Source organism: Streptomyces yongxingensis, from assembly GCF_055597465.1.
On the sequence record NZ_CM145717.1, the window covers coordinates 3438247 to 3464278 of the forward strand.

A 26032-nucleotide genomic window follows, 5' to 3' on the forward strand; every position below is an offset into this window, starting at 1 on the left:
CTACTGGGCCGCCGTACCGTGAGCGTCCGGTCCTGGGCCGTCCATTTCCTCGAGTTTCGCGGCCAGAATGCGGCCGATCTCCGCCAGCGGACCGGGCTTCATCAGGTCCGTGTGCTGCCGGTCGACTTCGCGCGTCTCGATCCGCCCGCCGACATACGGGCCCCAGGTGGCCGGGGTCGGGGAGATGTCGATCTTGTCGAGCGTGGCCACGACCAGCAGGATGTCCCCGCTGAACTTGTCCGGCAGATGGGTGTTGAACAGCTCGCTGTTGTTGGCGTAGATCCTGGTGATGGCCTCGATGTGGCGGCCCTCGAGGGTGGCCATGGCGCTGCCGAGGCGCTGCAGCACCTCGGTCACCCGCTCATGGGTGAGCGGTCCGTTGCCGAGGTAGCGGCGGTCGTAGCCGACCCACCGCAACAGGTCCGCCAGCACGTCCTGTTCGTCGATGGGCGGCATTTTCTGGTTCGGGTAGGTGTCCAGCACGCCCAGCAGGTCGGTCTCCTCGCCCAGCGCCTCCAGGCGGGCGGCCATGGCGTGGGCGATGACCCCGCCCGCCGAGTAGCCGACCAGCCGGTAGGGGCCGGAGGGCTGGACGGTGCGGATCTGCCGCACATAGTCGTCGGCCATTTCGGCGATGGTCGAGGGCAGTCGCTCGCCGTCGTCGTCGAGGCCGCGCGCCTGGAGGCCGTAGACGGGGTACTCCTGGCCCAGGTGCTTGATCAGCCCGGAGTAGCACCAGCTCAGGCCGCCCGCCGGGTGGACGCAGAAGACCGGGGGACGGGTGCCGTGCGGCCGCAGCGGCAGCAGCACGTCCAGCGGCTGTCCGCGGTCGTCGTCGTCCAGGTGGACGGCGAGTTCGGCGGGGGTCGGGGCCTCGAAGAGGCTGCGGATGGTCAGTTCGACGCCGAACGTGGCGTGGATGCGCTTGAGCAGCCGGGTGGCCAGCAGCGACTGTCCGCCGAGGTCGAAGAAGTTGTCCTCCACGCCGACGCGGGGAGCGTCCAGGATCTCGGCGAACAGACCGCACAGGATCTCCTCGCGCGGTGTACGCGGCGCCCGCCCACCCACACTCACCGGCGTCTCCGGCGCGGGCAGCGCCTTACGGTCCAGCTTGCCGTTCACCGTCAACGGCAGCCGCTCCAGCACCACGAACGCCGACGGCACCATGTGCTCGGGCAGCATCCCCGCCGCATGCGACCGCAGGACCCTCACCTCGACCCCGGCACCCGCGTCCGGAACCACATAGGCCACCAGACGCTTGTCCCCCGGACGGTCCTCACGAACCACCACCACCGCCTGACCAACCCCAGCACACTCCCCCAGAACCGACTCGATCTCACCCAGCTCAATACGGAACCCCCGCACCTTCACCTGGTCATCCGCCCGCCCGACGAACTCCAGCACACCCTCATCGGTCCACCGCGCCACATCCCCCGACCGATACATCCGGCTACCCGCCGGACCGAACGGATCAGCCACAAACCGCCCCGCCGTCAAATCCGGACGCCCCCAATAACCACGCGCCACACCCGCGCCCCCGACATACATCTCCCCCGCCACCCCGGCCGGCACCGGACGCAGACCTCCGTCGAGGACATACACCCGAAGGTCGGGAATTCCGACCCCGATCACACTCCCCGCACCGGATGTCGCGATACGGGAATCCAGCGCCGCATAACTGACATGCACCGTGGTCTCGGTGATTCCATACATGTTCACCAGCACCGGACCGGTGTCCCCATGCCGCTCGAACCACTCTGCCAGCCGCCACACATCCAGCGCCTCACCGCCGAACACCACCCACCGCAACCCCAATCGGGCACCCATGTCCGGAGCCTCACGATCAGCCTGCATCAGCTGGTAAAAGGCCGACGGGGTCTGATTCAGCACCGTCACACCCTCATCCACCAGCAACCGCAAGAACTCACCCGGTGAACGACTCACCTCGAACGGCACCACCACCAGCCGCCCACCCCGCAGCAGCGCACCCCACAACTCCCACACCGAGAAATCAAACGCGAAGGAATGGAACAGGGTCCACACATCGTCCGCACCAAAGCCGAACCACTGATCCGTCGCCTCGAACAGCCGCACCACATTTCCATGCGGTACCACGACCCCCTTGGGCCGTCCCGTCGACCCGGACGTGTAAATGATGTACGCGGCCGCCTCCGGCGACATCCGGATGCCGACATCCGACCCGTCCAGCCCCGCCAACTCGGCCGTGACCTCGGCGTCGTCGAGCACCACCAGCGGAACCCCCGCCGGCACCCCGACCCCCGCACCCGCCACCGTCACCACCAGCGACGGACCCGCGTCCTCCCACACATACGCCACCCGGTCCGCCGGATAACCCGGATCCACCGGCACATACACCGCCCCCGCCTTCAACACCGCGAGAACGCCCACCACCAAATCCACCGACCGCGGCAGCACCAGCCCCACCCGGTCCTCGACGCCCACGCCCCGCGCCACCAGCAAACGCGCCAGCCGATTCGCCCGCGCGTTCAACTCCCCGTACGACAACGACTCCTGGCCGCACACCACCGCCACACTCCCGGCGGACTCCCGCGCCCGCGCCTCGAACAGCTCGGTGAGGGTGGTGTCCGGGCGCTCGGCCGGGGTGGCGTCCCCCGGCGGCAGCAGCCGGGTCCGCTCCTCGGGCAGGAGGAGGTCCACGGTGCCCAGGGCGCGGTCCGGGCCCGCGGCCGCGAGGGACTCCATCAGCCGGACGAACCGGCGCTGGTGGAGGGCGAGATCGTCCTCGCCGTACAGCTCGGGGTTGCCCTCGAAGTCGATGCGCAGCCCCTTCCCCTCGCCCAGGTCGTGGACCACGACCGACAGGTCGTCCACCGGGCCGAGGTTGAGGGTGTGCGGGGTCGCGGGCAGCTCGCCGAAGGTCAGCCCGTGGCCGAACATCATGATGTTGATCTGCGGTCCGACCAGGCGCTGGTCGCCGCCGAGCAGGCCGAGGTCGCGGCGCAGGTCCTCGTAGCGGTAGCGCTGGTGCCGCAGCACCCGCCGCATCGCCCCGGCGACCTGGGTGAGCAGGGCGTCGAAGGTGGACTCGGGCCGTACGGACAGCCGCAGCGGCAGGACGTTGGAGACCATGCCCGGGGTGGCGCGGGCGACCTTGCCGAGCCGGCCGGTCACGGGCAGTCCGACGACGATGTCATCGCCCCCGCCGAGGCTCTGCAGATAGGCGGCGAGCACGGCCGTCACCACGGGCGGCCAGGGGACCCCGGCCCGGTCCCCGGCCTCCCGCAGCGCGCGGGTGGACTCCGGGGAGAGCCAGGTGGTGCCGCGCAGCAGGCGGGTGGGCATGGTGGGGTCCGCGGCCGTCAGGCTGGGCGGCTTGGGGCGGTCGGCGAGCAGGGTGTTCCAGTGCGCCTTGTCCTTGGCGAAGTCCTCCGAGGCGCGGTAGCGCTCGTCGGCGGCCACCAGCTCGGCCAGCGGGGCGAACGCGCCCTCGGGCACCGGGGTTCCGGCCGCCAGGGCAGTGTAGATCTCGGCGACCCGCTGAGTGACCAGGGCCCCGCTGAAGCCGTCCAGCACGATGTGGTGGCAGCGCAGGTACCACAGGAAGCGGTCGGGGGCGGTCTCGAGGACGGCGAAGCGGACCAGCTCGTCGTCGAGGAGGTTCAGCGGGCGCCGGAAGTCGGCGCGCATCCACGCCTCGGCCGCGGCCTGCGGGTCGTCCTCATGGCTGACGTCGAGGTACTGGACCGTGCCCGTGCCGTCCGGGTCGACCACCTGCCATACGCCCTCGGCGTCCTCGACGAAGCGGGTGCGCAGCGCGTCGGTCTCCCGGACGACCCGGCGCAGCGCCTCCTCCAGGAGGTCGGGGTCGAGCAGTCCCTGGATCTCCAGGTACTGGGCACCGTTGTAGATCGGGTTGTCGGGGTCCAGCCGCTGGGCGTACCACATTCCCGACTGGGCGGCGGTCAGGGGGAGCCGGGTGGTCCGGGCGTCAGGCATGTCTCGTTCATCCTCGGTCGCAGTGAGGCTCGCGTATCGGGTGGCGCGCTCTCGCGCGGCGGCGGTGCCAGGAGGCGGGCCCCGGCCCGGGGACGGCCGCACGGATCAGGTGCGGCCGTCCCCGGGCCCGGCGTGGTGGGGCGGTGGGGTCAGGCGGCGTTCATCGCCTCGACCAGGCTCTTGGGCCGCATGTCGGTCCAGTTCTGGTTGATGTGCGCGAGGCACGCGTCGCGGGTGTCCTCGCCGTGGACGACCGTCCAGCCGGCCGGGACCTCGGCGAACGCCGGCCAGAGGGAGTACTGCTGCTCCTCGTTGACCAGGACGAAGAAGCGGCCCTCGGCGTTCTCGAACGGGTTGCTCATGTCGTGTCTCTCCTTGTTTCGGTTCCGTGAGGGTTTCGGTGCTCCGGGCGGCTCCCGGAGCGGAAGGGCCGGGCTCAGTCGCCGGTGCGGAGCCGCTCCCGGAGGATCGGCCCGATGACCCGCATGGCCACCGGCTGGGTCATCTCGCCGTGGACGCACTCGATGTCGTGGACCTCGACCCGGCCGTCCACGTACCGGTCCCAGGTGTGCGGGTGCAGCCCGAGCTCCTCGCTGGAGCGGGCGGCGCGGAAGAAGACCATGTCGCCGGTGAACCGGTCGGGGGTGAACGCCTCGCTCACCACGGCGAAGTTCCGGTAGATCCGGAACATGTTCTCCGACTGGGCCGCACTGAGCGTGGCGAAGGGCGAGCCCTCCTCGCGGATGGCCTCCATCACCTCGTCGCGGTCGAGGGGGCCGTCGTGGCCGAGGTCGATGCCCGCGACCTCCAGCAGGTCCCGGAGGAACTGCTGCTGGCTCCACGGCTCGGCGTTGACCGGCGCCGCGTCCATCGGATAGCCGTCCAGGCTCATCAGCAGGGCGACCTCCTCGCCGGACGCCTGGAGCCGGGTGGCGATGCCCTGGGCGATGGGCGCGCCGAGGGACCAGCCGAGCAGGTGGTAGGGGCCGTGCGGCTGGATCTCCCGGATCGTCCCGAGGTAGTCCTCGATGGCCTCCTCGATGGACCCGGGCAGTTCGGTGAGGTCCCGGAGCCCCCTGGCCTGGAAGGCGTAGATGGGCCGGTCGCGGTCCACCTCGGGGATGAGCCGGGTGTAGGGCCAGCCGACGCCCGTGCCGGGGTGGACGCAGAACAGCGGGGGCAGGGAGCCCTGCGGCCGGATGGGCAGCAGGACGTCCAGGTCGTCGCCGTGGTCCAGCTCGTACAGCCGCTCGGCCAGGCCCGCGACGGTCGGGGTGTTGAGGACGGTCCGGATCGTGAGGTCCACGCCGAAGGCGAGCCGCACCTGGTTGGCCAGCCGCACCATGAGCAGCGAATGGCCGCCCAGTTCGAAGAAGTTGTCGTCGATCCCGACCCGGGGCAGCCCCAGGACGTCCGCGAACACACCGCACAGGATCTGCTCGCGCACATTGCGCGGGGCGCGGCCCTCGGCGACGGCCGGTGCCTCGGGGGCGGGCAGCGCCTTGCGGTCCAGCTTGCCGTTGGGGGTCAGCGGCAGCTCGGGCAGCGTCACGAAGGCGGACGGCACCATGTACTCGGGCACCTCGGCCGCCAGGTGGTCGCGCAGGGCCGCCGGGTCCGGCGCGCCACCGGCCGCCGGGGCGACGACGTACGCCACCAGGCGCCGGTCGCCGGGCTGGTCCTCGCGGACGACGACCGCGGTGTGCGCCACCTCGGCGTGGCGGGCCAGCACCGCTTCGATCTCGCCCAGTTCGATCCGGAAGCCGCGCAGCTTCACCTGGTCGTCGGCGCGGCCGAGGAAGTCCAGCGCGCCGTCGGGCCGCCAGCGGGCGACGTCCCCGGTGCGGTACATCCGGCCGCCGTCGGCGGAGAAGGGGTCGGCGACGAACCGTTCGGCCGACAGGCCGGGGCGGCCCAGATAGCCCCGGGCGAGCTGGACGCCCGCCAGGTACAGATCGCCGGGCACGCCGGGCGGCACCGGGCGCAGCGCGTCGTCGAGCACGTACAGCCGGGTGTTCCACACCGGCCGGCCGATGGGCACCGGGCCCGGCGCGGAGTCACGCTCGCACTCCCAGGAGGTGACGTCCACCGATGCCTCGGTCGGGCCGTACAGGTTGTGCAGTTCGGCGTCCAGAGTGCGCAGGAACTCGTCCTGGAGCTCCCGGGGCAGCGCCTCGCCGCTGCACAGGACGCGCCGCAGTCCGGTGCACCGGGCGGCGCCCGGCTCCTGGAGGAACACCTGGAGCATCGAGGGCACGAAGTGGACGGTGGTGACGCCCTCCGCCCGGATCAACTCGGCCAGATAGGCGGGGTCCTTGTGGCCCTCGGGCCGGGCGACGACGAGCGCCGCGCCTTCCAGCAGCGGCCAGAAGAACTCCCAGACGGAGACGTCGAAGCCCGCCGGGGTCTTCTGCAGCACCCGGTCCTCGGGGCCCAGGCCGTAGCGCGCCTGCATCCAGGCGAGCCGGTTGACGATGCCCTCGTGCGGCACCATCACGCCCTTGGGGCGGCCGGTGGAGCCGGAGGTGTAGATGACGTACGCGGGCGACGCGGGGTGCAGCGGTGCGCGCCGCTCGGCGTCGGACACATCGCCCTCCGGGAGCCCGGCGAGGGTGTCCAGGGTGCCGGGCGCGTCCAGCGCCAGAACCGGCACGGACTCCCCGACGGGCAGTCCGGCGGCCGTCTCCGTGGTCGTCAGCAGCAGCGCCGGGGCCGCGTCCTCCAGCATGAAGCGGATGCGGTCGGCCGGGTAGCCGGGGTCCACCGGCACATAGGCCGCGCCGGTCTTGACCACCGCGAGCAGCGCCACGACCAGTTCCAGCGAGCGCGGTACGGCGATGCCGACGAAACCCTCGGGGCCCACTCCGCGCTCGATGAGCAGCCGGGCCAGGCGGTTGGCCCGCGCGTTGAGCTCCGCGTAGCCGAGGGTGGTGCCCTCGAAGACCAGCGCCGGCCGGTCGGGGGTGCGGGCCGCCCGCTCCTCGAACAGCGCGGGCAGGGTGGTGGCGGGCACCTGGTGGGCGGTGTCGTTCCAGCCCCGCAGGATCCGCTCGCGCTCCTCGGCGGTCAGCACGTCGACGTCGGCGACGGAGGTGTCGGGGGCGGCGGCCATCGTCCGCAGCACCCGGACCAGCCGCTCGGCGAGCGCCTCGGCGGTGCCGTGGTCGAAGAGGTCCGTGCTGTAGCGCAGCACGCCGTCGATGCCGTCGGCGCCGCCGTCGGCGAGCAGCTCCTCGCTGAGCTCCAGGCTCAGGTCGAACTTGCTGATGTCCACCGCCACCGGCTGCGGCGTGGCGTTCAGGCCGGGCAGCACCACGTCCGTGTCCGCGGTGTTCTGCAGGGTGAGCAGCACCTGGAACAGCGGGTGGCGGGCCTGGGACCGCTCCGGGTTGAGGACCTCCACCAGCCGCTCGAACGGGACGTCCTGGTGGGCGAACGCGCTCAGGTCCCGCTCCCGGACCCGCTGGATCAGCTCCTTGAAGGTCGGCGCCCCCGAGGTGTCGGTGCGCAGCACGAGCGTGTTGACGAAGAACCCGATCAGGTCATCCAGCGCCTCGTCGGTGCGGCCCGCGACCGGGGTGCCGATGGGGATGTCGGTGCCGCCGCCGAGCCGGTCGAGCAGGGTGGCGAGGCCGGTCTGGAGGACCATGAACAGCGTGGCCCGGCCCGCCCGCGCCAACTGGGCGAGCGAGGCGTGCAGTTCGGGGTCGATCCGGAAGACCACCGCGCCGCCGCGGCCCGAGGCGACGGCGGGCCGGGGCCGGTCCGCGGGCAGGGCCAGCTCCTCGGGGAGCCGGTCCAGGCTCTCCTTCCAGTAGGCGAGCTGGCGGGCGATCGGGCTGTCCGGATCGGCCTCGTCCCCCAGCACCTCGCGCTGCCAGAGGGTGAAGTCCGCGTAGTGCACCGGGAGTTCGCGCCAGTCGGGGGCGTCGCCGCGCAGCCGTGCCACATAGGCCGTGGACAGGTCGCGGGCGAGCGGGCCCATGGACCAGCCGTCCGAGGCGATGTGGTGGATGGTCACCAGCAGGACGTGGTCGGTCTCGCCCAGGGTGAACAGACGCGCCCGTACGGGGATCGCCGCGGCCAGGTCGAAGTGGGCCGTGACCTCGGCGTTGAGGGCGTCGGCCAGCTCCTCCTCGCGCACCTCGGAGTGGACGAGGGAGATCTCGGCCGACTCCAGGACGACCTGCCGGGGCACCCCGTCGGTCTCCTGGAACACCGTCCGCAGGCTCTCGTGCCGGGCGACGACGTCGCGCAGGGCGGCCTCGAGGGCGCCGGTGTCCACCTCGCCGGCGAGCCGCATCGCGGTGGGGATGTGGTAGGCGCCGCGGTCGTCGCCGAGGCGGTCGAGGAACCACAGCCGCCGCTGGGCGAAGGACAGCGGGAGCTCCGCGGGCCGCGGCTGCGCGGTCAGCGGGGTACGGGCCGCTCCGGCCCCGGCCAGCAGGCCCGCGAGCCGGGCCGGGGTGGCGGCCTCGAACAGCGAGCGGATGGCCAGCTCCACGCCCAGCGCCGAGCGCACCCGGGACACCAGCCGGGTGGCGAGCAGCGAATGCCCGCCCAGGTCGAAGAAGTTGTCGTCCACGCCGACCCGCTCCACGCCGAGGACCTCGGCGAACAGCCCGCACAGGATCTCCTCCTGCGGGGAGCGCGGCGGGCGGGCCGACGCCCCGGCCACTTCCGGGGCGGGCAGCGCCTTGCGGTCCAGCTTCCCGTTGGCGGTCATGGGCAGTTCGGGCAGGGTGACGAACGCCGACGGCACCATGTACTCGGGCAGGGTGGCCGCGAGCCGGGTGCGCAGCGCGGCGACGTCGGGGCGGCTCCCGGGGTCGGCGACCACATAGCCGACCAGGCGCCGGTCGCCCTCCTGGTCCTCGCGGACGACCGCGGCCGCGTGGCCCACGCCGGGGTGCGCGGCCATGACCGACTCGATCTCGCCGAGTTCGATGCGGAAGCCGCGCAGCTTGACCTGGTCGTCGGTGCGGCCGAGGCACTCCAGGAGGCCGTCGGGGGTCCACCGGGCGCGGTCCCCGGTGCGGTACATCCGGCTGCCCGCGGGTCCGTACGGGTCGGCGACGAAGCGCTCCGCCGTGAGGCCCGGCCGGTTCAGATAGCCCCGGGCCACGCCCTCCCCGGCGAGGTACAGCTCGCCGTCGGTGCCGGGGGCGACCGGCCGCAGCCAGCGGTCCAGGACCAGCGCCCGGTAGTTGTGCAGGGGGCGGCCGATGGGCGGCGCCGACTCCACGGGGGTGTCGGTGTCCCACGCCGTGGCGTAGACGGTGGCCTCGGTGGGGCCGTACACATTGGACAGCCGCCCCGCCGACAGGGTCTTCTGGATGTCCACGGCGGCCTGGGTGCCCAGCCGCTCGCCGCACAGCAGCACCGTGTCCGCGGTGAGCCGTACGTCCCCCTGGCCGACCAGTTGGGCCAGCGCCGAGGGCACGGCGCTGACCACGGTGCCGGGCAGCTGCGCGGTGGGCCGTTCGGCCAGCGCCAGGAGGTCGTCCAGGACCTCCAGGGTGCCGCCCGACATCAGCGTCCCGAACATCTCGAAGACGGAGACGTCGAAGCTGAGCGAGGTGGTGAACAGCAGCCGGGTCAGCCGCTCGGGGCCCAGGGCGGTGCGCGCCCAGGCCGCGAGGTTGACCACCGCGCGGTGCGGCACGGCGACACCCTTGGGGCGCCCGGTGGAGCCCGAGGTGTAGATGACGTACGCGGGCGAGGCGGGGTGCGGCGAGTGGCCGCGGTCGCCGTCGGCCGGATCGGTCGCCGGGGCGCTCTCCAGGGCCCGCTCGACCTCGGGGTCGTCGAGGACGACCACCCGGTGGCCGGTGGCGGGCAGGGCCGCGTCGACTCGGGACTCGGTGAGCACCAGCGCCGGAGCGGCGTCCTGGACGATGTACGCGATGCGGTCGGCCGGGTACTTGGGGTCGATGGGCAGATACCCGGCGCCCGACTTGAGCACCGCGAGGACGGCCACCAGGGTGCGGTGGTTGCGCGGCAGCGACAGCGCCACCAGCTTCTCCGGGCCCGCGCCCAGCGAGATCAGGTGGTGGGCGAGCCGGTTGGCCCGCTCGTCGAGCTCGGCGTAGCTGAGGGCGGTGTCGCCGTGCACCACCGCGAGGTGGTCCGGGGTGCGCGCCACCTGCTCCCGGAACATCCCGGGCAGGGTCGTGGCGGGCACCTCGCGCGCGGTGTCGTTCCAGTCCACCAGCACCTTGCGGCGGACGGCGGGGTCGAGCGCGTCCACCCGCCCGACGAGCTGCCCGGGGTCGGCGACCACCGCCTCGAAGAACCGGGTGAGCCGGTCGACCAGGGAGGCGACCGTCGCGCGGTCGAACACATCGGGGCGGTAGCCCACCTTGAGCAGCATCGTGGGCCCGGGGGCCATGGCGAGGCTCAGCGGGTAGTGGGTGGCGTCGCGGCCGGAACCGCCGGTGACCCGGGCGCCGGCGAGGGAGGACTCCACCGTCCCGGAGTCCACCCGGTAGTTCTCGAAGAGGACGAGGGTGTCGAAGAGGGTGCCGACACCGGCCAGGCCCTGGATCCGGGTGAGTCCGAGGTGCTGGTGGTCCATCAGCTCGGTGTGCTGGTCCTGGAGCCGTCCGAGGAGCTGCGCCAGCGTCTCGGCCGGGTCCAGCCGCACCCGCACCGGCAGGGTGTTGATGAACAGCCCCACCATCGTCTCCACCCCCGGGATCTCCGGAGGGCGGCCGGACACGGTGGTGCCGAACACCACGTCGTCACGGCCGGTCAGCGACGCCAGCAGCAGACCCCACGCGCCCTGCACCACCGTGTTGAGCGTCCAGCCCCGCGACCGCGCGAGCGCCGTCAGGCCCTCGGTCAGCTCGGCGGACAGCGACGCGCTCAGCTCCTCGGGGACCACCTCGGCGTGGCCGGTGGCGCGCGGCGCGAGCAGGGTCGGCTCGGCCAGATCCGCCAGCGCGGTGCGCCAGGCCGCCTCGGCGGCCGCGGTGTCCTGGTCCGCCAGCCAGGCGAGGTAGTCGCGGTACGGGGTGACCGGCGGCAGGCCCGAGGCGTCCCCGCCCCGGGCGTACAGCTCGAAGAACTCGCCCGCCACGATCGGCGAGGACCAGCCGTCCATGAGGATGTGGTGCTTGGTCAGCACCAGCCGGTGGTCCCGCGGGCCCATCCTGACCAGGGTGAACCGCATGAGCGGCGGCCTGGCCATGTCGAACCGGCGGGTGCGGTCCTCGTCCACGACGCGGCGCACCGCGTCCTCGCGCCGCTCCTCGTCCGCGATGGTGCTCAGGTCGTGCTCCTGCCAGGGCAGGGGCACCTCGCGCCGGATGACCTGCACCGGGCGCTCCCCGCCCTTGTGCCGGAACCCGGCGCGCAGCACGGCGTGCCGCTTCAGCAGGGCCCGTCCGGCGGCCTTGAGGGCCTCGGTGTCGATGTCGCCCTCGAGGTGGAACACGCTCTGCACGGTGTAGGGGTCGATCCCCTCGGTGTCGTACAGGGCGTGGAACAGCAGTCCCTCCTGCAACGGCCCCAGGGGCAGTACGTCCTCGATCCGGGATTGCTTCACCGGGTGATCCCCCACTCCTCGTCGAGCTCGTCGTCGTCCAACTCGTCCTCGAGTTCGTCGATCTCCTGCTGGCTCAGCGACACCAGCGGCAGGTCCGAGGGCGTGTGGCCGCCGGAGGCGCCGCCCTCGACATGGGTGACCAGGGCCTGGAGCACTTGCGCCCAGACCTCGCTGAGTTCCTTGACCTCGGGCTCGCGGAACAGCGCTCCGGGGAAGGCCCAGGCGACCCGCAGGCGGGGGCCGTCGGCGTGGTCCTCGGTGACCGCGTTGAGGGACAGGGCGTACATCATCGGGGCGTCCTGGTCGGAGAACCCGGGGGCCTTCTCCGGCGCCGCGGCCCAGTCGGCGTACTCCGCGCGGCCCGCCATGTCGAACCGGCCGAGGTAGTTGAAGCCGATCTGGCGGGGCAGGAAGCCGGCCAGGACGGGCTTGGTGTCCAGGTTGAGGTGGCGCAGCAGCCCGAAGCCGAGGCCGTTGTCGGGGATGGAGCGCAGTTGCTCCTTCACGCGCTTGAGCGCGTCCCCGAGGGCCGGTCCGCCCGCCAGGACCTCCCGCCAGTCGAGCGGGCCGGGGTCCAGGCGCACCGGGTGGATGCTGGAGAACCAGCCGACCGTCCGGGACAGGTCCACACCGTCGGTGAACTCCTCGCGGCCGTGTCCCTCCAGGTCCACGAGGACGGCCGGGTGGTCCTCACCGCCGCGCGAGCGCCGCCAGTGGGCGACCGCCAGGGCGAGCGCGGTGAGCAGCACGTCGTTGACGCCCGCGTTGAACGCCGCCGGGACCTTGGTGAGCACCGGCCCGGTCAGCTCCGGCGGCAGGATCTGCCACAGCCCGCCCATGGTGTGGTTCATGTCCTGCGACGGGTCGAGCGGCCGGTCGCTGAGCAGCGGGTCCGGCACGTCCAGGGTGCTGGACCACAGCTGAACCTCCTTGACCCGCTCGGGGGTGTACGCGGAGGCCACCAGGTGTTCGGCCCAGCGCCGATACGAGGTGCCGACCGGCTGGAGTTCGGCCGGGCGTCCCTCCTTGGCCGCCTGCCAGGCCGCCTCCAGGTCGGTCTCCAGGATGCGCCAGGAGACGCCGTCCACCACCAGGTGGTGGATGATCACCAGGAGCCGGCCGGAGCTCCGCGGGCCCGCGTCGAACCAGACCGCCTGGAGCATCCGCCCCTGCTCGGGGGAGAGCCGCGCCCAGGCGGTCTCCGCCTCCCTCTCGATGGCGGTCTGGAGGGCCTCCGCGCCCAGCCCCGTGACGTCGACCCGGGTGAGGGACTCGGCCGCGCGCACGGTGCCGCGCGTCGGCACCTCCAGCGACCACTCGCCGCCGCCCTCGGGGCGGGTCAGCCGCATCCGCAGGGCGTCGTGGTGGTCGAGCACGGTCTGCACCGTGGTCTCCAGCAGCTCCTCGCCGAGGTCGGCCGGGACCTGCAGCAGCACCGACTGGGCGTACTTGCCGATCGGGCCGCCGCGGTCGCGCAGCCGGTGGATGATCGGGGTGAGCGGCACCGAGCCGACGCCGGTGTCGGTCCCCTTACTCACGCGCTTGCCGACGGTGCCCGCGTGGGCCGCCAGGGCCTCGACCGTCTTGTGCTGGAAGACGGCCCGCGGGGTGAGCGAGAGCCCGGCCTTGCGGGCCCGGCTGACGAGCTGGATGGAGATGATGCTGTCGCCGCCGAGGTCGAAGAAGCTGTCGTGCACACCGACCTCGGACAGGTCGAGCAGATCCGCGAAGATCTCGCAGAGGACCTCCTCCTGCGGGGTGCGCGGCCCCTGCTTGGTGACCGTGGCGGCGAAGTCCGGCGCGGGCAGCGCCGCCCGGTCCAGCTTGCCGTGCGCGGTCAGCGGCAGCGCGTCCAGCAGGACGACCGCGGCGGGCACCATGTAGTCCGGCACCGCGTCCGCGACCCGGGTCCTGAGCGCCGCCGGGTCGGGGCGGGCGCCCGCGGCGGGCACGGCGTAGCCGACGAGGCGCCGCTCGCCCGGCTGGTCCTCGCGGACGACGGCCACGGCGCGCTCCACCTCCGGGTGGCCCGCGAGCACGGTCTCGATCTCGCCCAGCTCGATGCGGAAGCCGCGCACCTTGACCTGGTCGTCGGCGCGGCCGACGTACTCGAGGTTGCCGTCGGCGCGGCGGCGGGCGAGGTCACCGGTGCGGTACATCCGGGCGCCCGGCGCGCCGTACGGGTCGGCGACGAAGCGCTCGGCCGTCAGCGCCGCACGGTTGAGGTAGCCGCGGGCCAGGGCGGTCCCCGCGATGTACAGCTCGCCGGTCACTCCGGGCGGGGCGAGCCGCAGCCCCTCGTCCAGGACGTAGAGGCGCGCGTTGCCCTGCGGGCGGCCGATCGGCACGGGTCCTGACGGAACCTCGTCACCGGGCTCGATACGGAACTCCGCGACGTTGACGGTCCCTTCGGTGGGCCCGTACACGTTCAGCACGGTGGCCCCGGGGTGGCGGGCCCGCCAGTCCTGGAGCGCCTCGCCGAAGAGGGCCTCGCCGCCGAGCAGCAGCTCGTTGTCGGGCGAGAACGCGTCGGGGAGGGCCGCGAGCAGCGGCAGATGGCTGGGGGTGGCCTTCAGGAAGGTCACCGGGCGACCGGCCAGGGCCCGCTCGGCGGCGGGGTCCTCCTCCAGCGCGGCGAGGTGCACCGCGCCGCCGACGACGAGCGGGGTGTAGAGCGCGGTCACCGTCAGGTCGAAGGAGACCGGCGAGTGCAGCAGCGCCGCACCGGCCGCGCTCGGGTAGGAGCGGCCCGTCCAGTCCAGGTAGTCGGACAGGGAGCGGTGGGTGACGACGACGCCCTTGGGACGGCCAGTGGAGCCGGAGGTGTAGATGACATACGCCGGGTGGTCCACCGACAGCGGCGCCAGCCGCTCACCGTCGCCCAGATCCGTCTCGGCCAGGGCCTCGACCCGCGCCAGCGTCTCCTCCGCGTCCAGAACCACCCGCGTCAGACCGCCGGCCTCGGGCAGCCCCGCGGCAGTGGCACTGTCCGTCAGCAGCAGCGCCGGGTCCGCGTCACCGAGCATGTAGGAGATCCGCTCGGCCGGATAGTCCGGATCCACCGGCAGATACGCACCACCGGCCTTCACCACCGCCAGCAACGCCACCACCTGCGCCGCCGAACGCGGCAACGCCAGCGCCACGATCCGCTCCGGACCCACACCCATCCCCACCAGCAACCGCGCCAACCGGTTCGCCCGCGCGTTCACCACCCGGTACGACAAGGACTCCTCGCCCTCGATCAGCGCCACCGCATCCGGCGTACGCCCGACCTGCGCCTCCACCAGCGCCGGCAGCGACCGCACCGGCACCTCCAGCACCGGCCCGTTCCACTCCGTCAGCAGCCGGGAACGCTCCCGCTCGGAGAGGATCTCCACCCGGCCCAGCCGCACCTCCGGATCCGCGACCACCGCCTCCAGCAACCGCACAAACCGCGCCACCATCCCCTCGACCGTCCCCCGGTCGAACAGATCCACGCTGTAGCGGATCTCGCCGTGGACGCCGTCGGCGGCACCGTCGGCGCCGTGGCGCTCGGTCAGGTCGACGCTGAGGTCGAACTTGCTGACGGCCACGTCGACGGGCTGCGGCTCGACCGTGACCCCGTCGAGCGCCAGCTCCGGCTCGGGGTTGTTCTGGAGGTTGAGCATCACCTGGAACAGCGGGTGGCGGGCGGCCGACCGCTGCGGGTTGATCGCCTCGACCAGCCGCTCGAACGGCACGTCCTGGTGCGCGAAGGCCGACAGGTCCGACTCCCGCACCCGGTCCACCAGTTCACGGAACGAGGGGTCGCCCGAGACGTCGGTGCGCAGCACCAGGCTGTTCACGAAGAAGCCGACCAGGTCGTCCAGGGCCTCATCCGTACGGCCCGCGACGGCCGTGCCGAGGGCGATGTCCTGCCCGGCGCCCAGCCGCGACAGCAGCCCGGCCAGCGCCGCCTGCACCACCATGAACACACTCGCCCGCGACTCCCGCGCCAACCGCACCAACCCCCGATGCACCCGCGGCGAGATCCCGAACTCCACCACATCCCCACGCCCGCTCAGCACCGCCGGACGCGCACGATCCACCGGCAGCGCCAACTCCTCCGGCAACCCCGCCAGCCGCTCCCGCCAGAACCCCACCTGACGGTCGAACACACTCCCCCCGGCGCCCTCCACACCGAGCACCTCACGCTGCCACAGCGCGAAGTCCGCGTACTGCACCGGCAGCTCCGGCCACACGGGCGCACGGCCCGCGCGCCGGGCGGTGTACGCGGCGGACAGATCGCGGGCGAGCGGGCTGAGCGACCAGCCGTCCGAGGCGATGTGGTGCATGGTCAGCAGCAGCACATGCTCGCTCTCGGACTGCTCGGACTGCCCGGTCAGGGAGAACAGATCCGCGCGCAGCAGAACCTCGTCCGCGAGGTCAAAGGGCCGCGCCACCGCCGCGCTCAGCGCCTCGCCCAGCCCCTCCCGCGACACCTCGGACTCCGCGAACGGCACCTCCACCGAGGACCGCACCACCTGCCGCGGCACCCCGTCCACCTCCGCGAACACCGTCCGCAGACTCTCGTGCCGCGCCACCACATCACCCAACGCCGCCCGCAGCGCCACCCGGTCCAACGCACCGGACAGGCGCGTGGCGTAGGGGATGTGGTACGCCGAGGAGCCTTCCTCGATGCGGTTGATCACCCACTGGCCGTGCTGGGCGTGCGACAACGGCAGCACCTCGGGGCGCACATACGGGCGCACCCCCGGCCGCGCGTCGCCCGCGTGGGCGAGCTCGGTCTCCAGCCGGGCCGCGGTGGGCGCCTCGAAGAGCGCGCCCACGGCCAGTTCCACGCCCAGCGCGGAGCGGATCCGCGACACCAGGCGCGTGGCCAGCAGCGAGTGCCCGCCCAGGGCGAAGAAGTCGTCGTCGGGGCCCACCCGGTCCACGCCCAGCACCTCGGCGAACAGACCGCACAGGATCTCCTCGCGCGGTGTGCGCGGCGCGCGCCCCGCACCGCCGGTGACGGCGTCGGGGGCGGGCAGGGCCTTGCGGTCCAGCTTGCCGTTGGCGGACACCGGCAGGCGGTCCAGGGACACGAACGCCGGCGGCACCATGTACTCGGGCACCGCCGCGGCCAGGTGGGCGCGCAGGTCCGCGGTGTCGGGGGTGTCCGCCGGGTCCGCGGCGACCACGTAGGCCACCAGCCGCTGGTCCCCGGGCCGGTCCTCGCGGACCACGACGGCCGCCGCGGCGATCCGCGGATGGCCGGTCAGGGCGGCCTCGATCTCGCCGAGCTCGATGCGGAAGCCACGCAGCTTCACCTGGTCGTCGGCGCGGCCGAGGAACTCCAGGACCCCCTCGTCCGTCCAGCGGGCCACATCGCCGGTGCGGTACATCCGGCTGCCCGCCGGGCCGTACGGGTCGGCGACGAAGCGCTCGGCCGTCAGATCGGGCCGGTCGAGGTAGCCCCGGGCGAGCTGCGCGCCCGCGAGGTAGAGGTCGCCCGCGACACCGGGGGCGACCGGGCGCAGCATGGCGTCCAGGACCAGGGTCCGGGTGTTCCAGACCGGGCGGCCGATGGGCACCGGGCCGGGCGTGTGTCCGGCCTCGCACTGCCAGTAGGTGACGTCGACGGACGCCTCGGTGGGGCCGTACAGGTTGTGCAGTTCCGCCGTCGTCAGGACGGAGAAGAACCGCTCGCGGAGCGGGTCGGGAAGCGCCTCGCCGCTGCAGATGACGCGGCGCAGCCCGGCGCACCGCGCGGCGGCCGGCTCCTGGAGGAACTCCTGGAGCATCGACGGGACGAAGTGGAGCGTGGTGACGCCCTGATCGCGCACCAGGTCCGCGAGGTACGCCGGGTCCTTGTGGCCGCCGGGGCGGGCGACGACGAGCGTGGCGCCCTCGGTGAGGGTCCAGAAGAACTCCCACACCGACACGTCGAACCCGGCGGGGGTCTTCTGGAGCACCCGGTCGTCCGCGGCCAGCCCGTACTGCCCCTGCATCCAGGCGAGTCGGTTGACGATGCCCCGGTGCGGCACGACGACGCCCTTGGGGCGGCCGGTGGAGCCCGAGGTGTAGATGACGTAGGCGGGGTGGTCCGGGCTCAGCGGCGCGGTGCGCTCCGCGTCCGCCACGTCGGTGTCCGCCTGACCCGCCAGGGCCTCGGCCTGCTCCGGCGCGTCCAGGACCAGGACGGGCGCGGCCGTGGTGGGCAGACCACCGGCGGTGGCCGCCGTGGTGAGCACCAGGGCGGGCCGGGCCTGGGAGAGGACGTAGGAGGTGCGGTCCTGGGGGTGGTCGGGGTCCACCGGGAGGTAGGCGGCGCCGGTCTTGGTGACCGCGAGCAGGGCGACGATCAGCTCCACCGAGCGCGGCACGGCCAGGGCCACGGTCCGCTCGGGGCCGACGCCCTGGGCGATGAGGTGGCGGGCGAGCCGGTTGGCCCGGGCGTTGAGGTCGGCGTAGGAGACCTCGGTGGACTCGAAGACCACGGCGGGGTGGTCCTGGACGGCCGCCGCGCGGGCCTCGAAGAGCCGCGGGAGGGTGTCGGGCCGCACCTCGTGCGCGGTGTCGTTCCACCGGACCAGTACGCGTCCGCGCTCGTCGGCCGCGAGGGCGTCGACGGCGGCCACCCGCTGGTCGGGGTCGGCGGCGACGGCCGCGAGGACGCGGGTGAGCCGCTCCGCGGCGGTCTCGGCCGTGGCGCGGTCGACCAGCTCGGGGCGGTGGCCGACGCGCAGCCGGATGCGCTCGCCCGGGTAGGCGATGAGGCTCAGCGGGTAGTGGGTGGCCTCGGCGCCGGAGAAGCCGGAGATCCGCACGCCGTCCACGGTCCGGTCCAGGCCGGACGGGTCGAAGGGGTAGTTCTCGAAGACGGCGAGGGTGTCGAAGAGCGCGCCGGTGCCGGTCTCCCGCTGGATCTGGGTGAGGCCGAGGTGCTGGTGGTCCATCAGCTCGGTGTGCTGGTCCTGGAGCCGTCCGAGGAGCTGCGCCAGCGTCTCGGCCGGATCCAGCCGCACCCGCACCGGCAGGGTGTTGATGAACAGGCCCACCATGGCCTCGACACCCGGGAGCTCCGGGGGGCGGCCGGATACGGTGGTGCCGAACACCACGTCGTCACGGCCGGTCAGCGACGCCAGCAGCAGACCCCACGCGCCCTGCACCACCGTGTTGAGCGTCCAGCCCCGCGACCGCGCCAGCGCCGTCAGCTTCTCCGTCAGCTCGGCGGGGAGTTCCAGGCTGAACTCCTCGGGCATCCGGTCCACCCGCTGGCCGGCGCCCGGCACGAGCAGGGTCGGCTCGGTGACGCCGTCGAGCGCGGTGCGCCACGCCTTGGCCGCGGCGTCCCGGTCCTGGCGGGACAGCCAGGCGAGGTAGTCGCGGTACGGGGTGACCTTGGGCCGCCCGCTCTCGTCGCCCCGCCGCGCGTACAGCTCGAAGAGGTCGTCGACCAGCAGCGGGAAGGACCAGCCGTCCAGCAGGATGTGGTGCAGGGTGACCAGCAGGCGGTGCCGGTCGTCGGCGAGCCGGGCGAGGGTGAAGCGGATCAGCGGCGGTGCCGCGAGGTCGAAGCGGCGCGTGCGGTCCCGCTCGACCAGCTCGTCCAGCGCCGTCTGCCGCGCCTCGTCCGAGCCGCCCCGCAGATCCGCCTCGTACCAGGGCAGTTCCACCTCGTGCGGGATGACCTGCACCGGGCGGCTGAGCTTCTCGTGCCGGAACCCGGCCCGCAGATTGGGGTGGCGGCGCAGCAGGGCGGCACCGGCGGCGCGCAGCCCCGCCGGGTCGACCTCGCCCTCGAGGTCGAAGCCCAGCTGCACGGTGTAGGCGTCCACCGACCGCTCGTCGTAGAGGGCGAGGAAGAGCATGCCCTCCTGCAGGGGCGACAGGGGCAGAACGTCGGCAAGTCCCGGCTTGGTCACGAATTCCTCCACTCGGATTCCAAAAGGTCGATCTCCGCCTGCGACAACGACACCAACGGAAGGTCCGAGGGGGTCCAGCCACCGCTCACGGACCGGTCGGACCGGTCCGACAGCGCGTCCAGTGCCGTGAACCAGTCCTCGGCGAGGTCCCGCACCTCGGGCTCGGACAGCACACCGTCCGGCCACGACCAGGTGGCGGCCAGCCGGGGCCCGTCCACGCCGTCTTGTGTCAGCACATTGATTTCCAGGCAGTGTGCGAGCGGCAGGCCGGGGTCGGCCCCGGCGCCCAGCACGTCCGTCAGGGGGTCGGCGGTCCACTCCGTGTCCGCTCCTCCGGTGTCGGAGGGGGCCGCGAAGCGTCCCAGGTAGTTGAACGAGATCTGCGGTACGGGGCGCGTCGCCAGGGTCCGCGCGGTGTGCGGGTTGAGGTGGCGCAGCAGTCCGTAGCCCAGTCCGTTGTCCGGCAGCGCGCGCAGCTGCTCCTTGACGCGCTTCAGGGCGGCCGTTCCGGGGGCCTGTTCGGGGTCCGGGCGGCCGGGGTCGAGCCGCACGGGGTAGAGGCTGGTGAACCAGCCGACCGTGCGGGAGAGGTCGATGTCCGGGGCGAACTCCTCGCGGCCGTGGCCCTCGAGGTCGATGAGGACGGCGGTGTTGTCACCGCCTTCGCGCCGACGGCGCCAGCCGGTGACCGCGAGGGCCAGGGCGGTCAGCATGACCTCGTTGACCGACGCGCTGAGGGCGGCGGGCACCTCGGTCAGCACCGCGGTGGTGCGCTCCGGGTCCATCGTCAGGGTGAGGGACCTGGCGGTGCCCACGGTGTCCCGGGCGGGGTCGAGGGGGCGCCTGCCGAGAGTGCGCTCGGGCGCGGCGGTCATCCGCTCCCACAGCTCGAGTTCGGCGGTGCGCCGGGGGCTCTGGGCCTCGTCGGCGAGGCGCTCGGCCCAGGTCCGGAACGAGGTGCCCACGGGCTCGAGCCGGGCCGCCTTCCCCGCCCCCGCGGCCTGCCAGGCGGCGGTCAGATCGGGCACCAGGATGCGCCACGAGACGCCGTCCACCACCAGGTGGTGCAGGACGAGCAGCAGCCGCCCGGGCCGGTCCGGTCCGGCGTCGAACCAGACCGCCTCGACCATGCCGCCGGTCGCGGGGGCCAGGCGGTCCAGGGCGCGCCCCGACTCGGCGGTGACGCGCTCGGACAGGGCGTCACCGTCCAGCCCGGCCACCTCGACCCGGGTGACGCGGGGCGCGGCCGGGACGGCGCCGGGCTCGGGCACCTCCATGACCCAACCGGCCTCGGGCGTCTGCCGTGTCAGCCGCATCCGGAGCACGTCATGGTGGTCCAGCACGGTCTGCAGGGCGTCCTGGAGGCGGGTGAGCCCCAGGTCCGCCGGGACCCGCAGCAGCATGGTCTGGCTGAACCGGTCGACGGGGCCGCCCCGTTCGCGCTGCCAGGCGATGATCGGCGTCTCCCGGATCGGGCCGACGCCGCTGTCCCCGGCGGCGGGGCGGCTCGTCACCTCGGCCTCGCGGGCGACGGCCGCGAGGGCCTCGACCGTGCGGTGCCGGAACACGTCGCGCGGGGTGATGACGAGCCCCGCCTTGCGGGCCCCGCTGACGAGCTGGATGGAGACGATGCTGTCGCCGCCGAGGTCGAAGAAGCTCTCGTCGACGCCCACATCGGCCACCCCGAGCACCTCGGCGAACAGCCGGCACAGGGTCTCCTCGCGCGCCGTGGTGGGGGCGCGCCCCGGGGCGGCGGCGGTGCGGTCGGGCTCGGGCAGGGCCTTCTGGTCCAGCTTGCCGTTGGGGGTCAGCGGCAGATGGTCCAGTGCCACGACCGCGCTCGGCACCATGTACTCGGGCAGCGCGGCGGCCACATGCTTGCGCAGGATCTGCTGGTCGGGTCGCGCGGCACCGGGCTCGGGCACGATGTAGCCGACGAGCCGGCGATGGCCGGGGCGGTCCTCGCGGACGACGACCACGGCGCGTTCCACGTCCGGGTGGCCCGCGAGCACGGTCTCGATCTCGCCGAGCTCGATGCGGAAGCCGCGCAGCTTCACCTGGTCGTCGGCGCGGCCGACGTACTCCAACTGGCCGCCGGCGCTCCAGCGGACGAGGTCGCCGGTGCGGTACATCCTGGCCCCCGGCGGCCCGTACGGGTGGGCCACGAACCGCTCGGCGCTGAGCCCGGGGCGGCCGAGATAGCCGCGGGCGAGCCCGTCACCGGCGATGTACAGCTCGCCGACCACGCCCACGGGGGCGAGCCGCAGCCGCTCGTCGAGGACGAGGGCGCTGGTGTTCCACACCGGGCGGCCGATCGGCGGGGCTCCGGTGCCGGGGGCGAGGGGGCCGCTGGTGGTGGCGGCGACGGTGGATTCCGTCGGCCCGTAGGCGTTGACCATGCGGCGCCCGGACGACCAGCGCTCCACCAGTTCGGCGGGGCATGCCTCGCCGCCGACGATGAGGGTGCGGAAGTCGGTCAGGCCCGTGGGGGCCACCCCGGCGAGGGCGGCGGGCGGAATGAGGGCGTGGGTGATCCGCTGCCCGGCCAGGACGTCGGTGAGGGTTTCGCCGACGAGCGGCCCGGGCGGCGGGACGACCAGGGCCGCACCGTGCGGGAGGGCCATGCACACTTCCAGCACCGCCGCGTCGAAGCTCGGCGAGGCGAACTGCAGCACCCGGCTGTCGGGGGTGACGAAGAACCGCTCCGCCTCCGCCCCGGAGAAGGCGGCCAGGCCGTGGTGGGTGACGACGACGCCCTTGGGGCGGCCGGTGGAGCCGGAGGTGTAGATGACATACGCCGGGTGGTCCACCGACAGCGGCGCCAGCCGCTCACCGTCGCCCAGATCCGTCTCGGCCAGGGCCTCGACCCGCGCCAGCGTCTCCTCCGCGTCCAGAACCACCCGCGTCAGACCGCCGGCCTCGGGCAGCCCGGCCGCCGTGGCAGTGTCCGTCAGCAGCAGCGCCGGGTCCGCGTCACCGAGCATGTAGGAGATCCGCTCGGCCGGATAGTCCGGATCCACCGGCAGATACGCACCACCGGCCTTCACCACCGCCAGCAACGCCACCACCTGCGCCGCCGAACGCGGCAACGCCAGCGCCACGATCCGCTCCGGACCCACACCCATCCCCACCAGCAACCGCGCCAACCGGTTCGCCCGCGCGTTCACCACCCGGTACGACAAGGACTCCTCGCCCTCGATCAGCGCCACCGCATCCGGCGTACGCCCGACCTGCGCCTCCACCAGCGCCGGCAGCGACCGCACCGGCACCTCCAGCACCGGCCCGTTCCACTCCGTCAGCAGCCGGGAACGCTCCCGCTCGGAGAGGATCTCCACCCGGCCCAGCCGCACCTCCGGATCCGCCACCACCGCCTCCAGCAACCGCACAAACCGCGCCACCATCCCCTCGACCGTCCCCCGGTCGAACAGATCCACGCTGTACTCGACGACACCCTCGATCCCGGCGGGTGTGTCCTGCGCCTCGTGGCGCTCGACGAGGTCCAGCGTCAGGTCGAACTTCGCGGTGGAGGTGCGCAGTTGGCGGATCCGCGCGTCGACGCCCGGCAGGTCCAGCTCGGGGTCCGGGTTGTTCTGGAGGGCGAGCATCACCTGGAACAGCGGGTGGCGGGCGGCCGACCGCTGCGGATTGACCACCTCGACCAGCCGCTCGAACGGCACGTCCTGATGCGCGAAGGCCGACAGGTCCGACTCCCGCACCCGGTCCAGCAGCTCACGGAACGAGGGGTCGCCCGACACATCGGTGCGCAGCACCAGCGTGTTCACGAAGAAGCCGACCAGGTCGTCCAGCGCCACGTCATTGCGGCCGGCGACCGCGGTGCCGAGGGCGATGTCCTGCCCGGCGCCCAGCCGCGACAGCAGCCCGGCCAGCGCCGCCTGCACCACCATGAACACACTCGCCCGCGACTCCCGCGCCAACCGCACCAACCCCCGGTGCACCTGAGGCGAGATCCCGAACTCCACCACATCCCCACGCCCGCTCAGCACCGCCGGACGCGCACGATCCACCGGCAGCGCCAACTCCTCCGGCAACCCCGCCAGCCGCTCCCGCCAGAACCCCACCTGACGGTCGAACACACTCCCCTCAGCGCCCTCCACACCGAGCACCTCACGCTGCCAGAGGGCGAAGTCCGCGTACTGCACCGGCAGCTCCGGCCACTGCGGAGCCCGGCCGGCGACGCGCGCGCGGTAGGCCGCGGTGAGGTCGGTCGAGAGCGGAATCAGCGACCAGCCGTCGGCCACGATGTGGTGCATGGTCAGCAGCAGCACATGCTCGGCCTCGGACTGCTCACTCAGGGAGAACAGATCCGCGCGCAGCAGGACATCGTCGGCCAGGTCGAACGGCCGGGCCACCGCCGCGCTCAGCGCCTCGCCCAGCCCCTCCCGCGACACCTCCGACTCCGCGAACGGCACCTCCACCGAGGACCGCACCACCTGCCGCGGCACCCCGTCCACCTCCGCGAACACCGTCCGCAGACTCTCGTGCCGCGCCACCACATCACCCAACGCCGCCCGCAGCGCCACCCGGTCCAACGCACCGGAGAGGGTGATCTCGAAGGCCAGGTTGTAGGTGGCGCCACCGTCCTCGAGGCGGTCGAGGAACCACAGGCGCTGCTGGGCGTGGGACAGGGGCAGCACCGTGGGACGTTCATAGCGGCGCACGCCGTCCCGGGCCACCGCCGCCGAGGAGAGGGCTTCGGCCACCCCCGCGGGCGTGGCGGCCTCGAAGAGCTCACCGACGGTCAGCTCGGCGCCCAGCTCCGAGCGGATCCGGGACACCAGCCGCGTGGCCAGGAGGGAGTGTCCGCCGAGGTCGAAGAAGTTGTCCTCCACGCCGACGCGGGGAGCGTCCAGGATCTCGGCGAACAGACCACACAGGATCTCCTCGCGCGGTGTACGCGGCGCCCGCCCACCCACACTCACCGGCGTCTCCGGCGCGGGCAGCGCCTTACGGTCCAGCTTGCCATTCACCGTCAACGGCAGCCGCTCCAGCACCACGAACGCCGACGGCACCATGTGCTCGGGCAGCATCCCCGCCGCATGCGACCGCAGGACCCTCACCTCGACCCCGGCACCCGCGTCCGGAACCACATAGGCCACCAGACGCTTGTCCCCCGGACGGTCCTCACGGACCACCACCACCGCCTGACCAACCCCAGCGCACTCCCCCAGAACCGACTCGATCTCACCCAGCTCAATACGGAACCCCCGCACCTTCACCTGGTCATCCGCCCGCCCGACGAACTCCAGCACACCCTCATCGGTCCACCGCGCCACATCCCCCGACCGATACATCCGGCTCCCCGCCGGACCGAACGGATCAGCCACAAACCGCCCCGCCGTCAAATCCGGACGCCCCCAATAGCCACGCGCCACACCCGCGCCCCCGACATACATCTCGCCGGAGACACCGGTCGGCACCGGCCGCAAGTCTTCATCGAGCACATACACCCGAAGGTCGGGAATTCCGACCCCGATCACACTCCCCGCACCGGATGTCGCGATACGGGAATCCAGCGCCGCATAACTCACATGCACCGTGGTCTCGGTGATTCCATACATGTTCACCAGCACAGGGCCCGTGTCCCCATGCCGCTCGAACCACTCCTCCAGCCGCCACACATCCAGCGCCTCGCCGCCGAACACCACCCACCGCAACCCCAACCGGGAACCCACGTCCGGAGCCTCACGATCAGCCTGCATCAGCTGGTAAAAGGCCGACGGGGTCTGATTCAGCACCGTCACACCCTCATCCACCAGCAACCGCAAGAACTCACCCGGTGAACGACTCACCTCGAACGGCACCACCACCAGCCGCCCACCCCGCAGCAGCGCACCCCACAACTCCCACACCGAGAAATCAAACGCGAAGGAATGGAACAGGGTCCACACATCATCCGCACCAAAGCCGAACCACTGATCCGTCGCCTCAAACAGCCGCACCACATTCCCGTGCGACACCACGACCCCCTTGGGCCGTCCCGTCGACCCGGACGTGTAGATCACATACGCGGCCGCCTCCGACGGCACCCGCACCCCCACATCCGACCCGTCCAGCCCCGCCAACTCGGCCGTGACCTCGGCGTCGTCGAGCACCACCAGCGGAACCCCCGCCGGCACCCCGACCCCCGCACCCGCCACCGTCACCACCAGCGACGGACCCGCGTCCTCCCACACATACGCCACCCGGTCCGCCGGATAACCCGGATCCACCGGCACATACACCGCCCCCGCCTTCAACACCGCGAGAACGCCCACCACCAAATCCACCGACCGCGGCAGCACCAGCCCCACCCGGTCCTCGACGCCCACGCCCCGCGCCACCAGCAAACGCGCCAGCCGATTCGCCCGCGCGTTCAACTCCCCGTACGACAACGACTCCTCGCCACAGACCACGGCGACACTCTCCGCCGAAACCCGCACCCGGGCCTCGAACAGCTCGGGAAGCGTGGCGGTCGGAACGCGATCGGACATGAGCTGAACACCTCGAAAAAAGCGTGGCTAGTGGAGGATTCGACGAACGGCGTACGGAATTCACGGCACAACAAGGCCGGGGTGGAGGGTTCCTCCCCTACGGCTCGGACAATCCGCGGGAGACC

At 72.8% G+C, this 26032-nt stretch carries 4 protein-coding genes and 1 pseudogene; all 5 read right to left on the reverse strand.

The window, feature by feature from the left end; translation table 11 throughout:
• A complete protein-coding gene (locus ACZ6TD_RS14365; protein WP_471354112.1) occupies nt 1-3978 on the reverse strand; it encodes an amino acid adenylation domain-containing protein in 3978 nt (1325 codons plus the stop codon).
• A gap of 149 nt (nt 3979-4127) precedes the next feature.
• Nucleotides 4128-4340, reverse strand: coding sequence for an MbtH family protein (locus ACZ6TD_RS14370; RefSeq protein WP_210947061.1), 213 nt, complete (start codon nt 4338-4340; stop codon nt 4128-4130).
• A 74-nt stretch (nt 4341-4414) separates the two neighbouring features.
• Nucleotides 4415-11527, reverse strand: a complete 7113-nt coding sequence (locus ACZ6TD_RS14375; protein ID WP_471354114.1) for an amino acid adenylation domain-containing protein — start codon at nt 11525-11527, stop codon at nt 4415-4417.
• On the reverse strand, nt 11524-19416 hold the full coding sequence (locus ACZ6TD_RS14380) for an amino acid adenylation domain-containing protein (RefSeq protein ID WP_471354116.1): 7893 nt from the start codon (nt 19414-19416) through the stop codon (nt 11524-11526). The genes ACZ6TD_RS14375 and ACZ6TD_RS14380 overlap by 4 nt, the downstream gene beginning before the upstream one ends.
• Nucleotides 19413-25907, reverse strand: a pseudogene (locus ACZ6TD_RS14385) (amino acid adenylation domain-containing protein); the annotation flags it as partial. The gene ACZ6TD_RS14380 and the pseudogene ACZ6TD_RS14385, both read right to left, overlap by 4 nt.
• Between the last annotated feature and the right edge of the window lie 125 nt (nt 25908-26032).

Bases quoted from the DNA above. Each gene is read 5' to 3' on its own strand.
- ACZ6TD_RS14365 (WP_471354112.1), bottom strand. From the start codon at position 3,978: ATGCCTGACGCCCGGACCACCCGGCTCCCCCTGACCGCCGCCCAGTCG.
- ACZ6TD_RS14370 (WP_210947061.1), bottom strand. From the start codon at position 4,340: ATGAGCAACCCGTTCGAGAACGCCGAGGGCCGCTTCTTCGTCCTGGTC.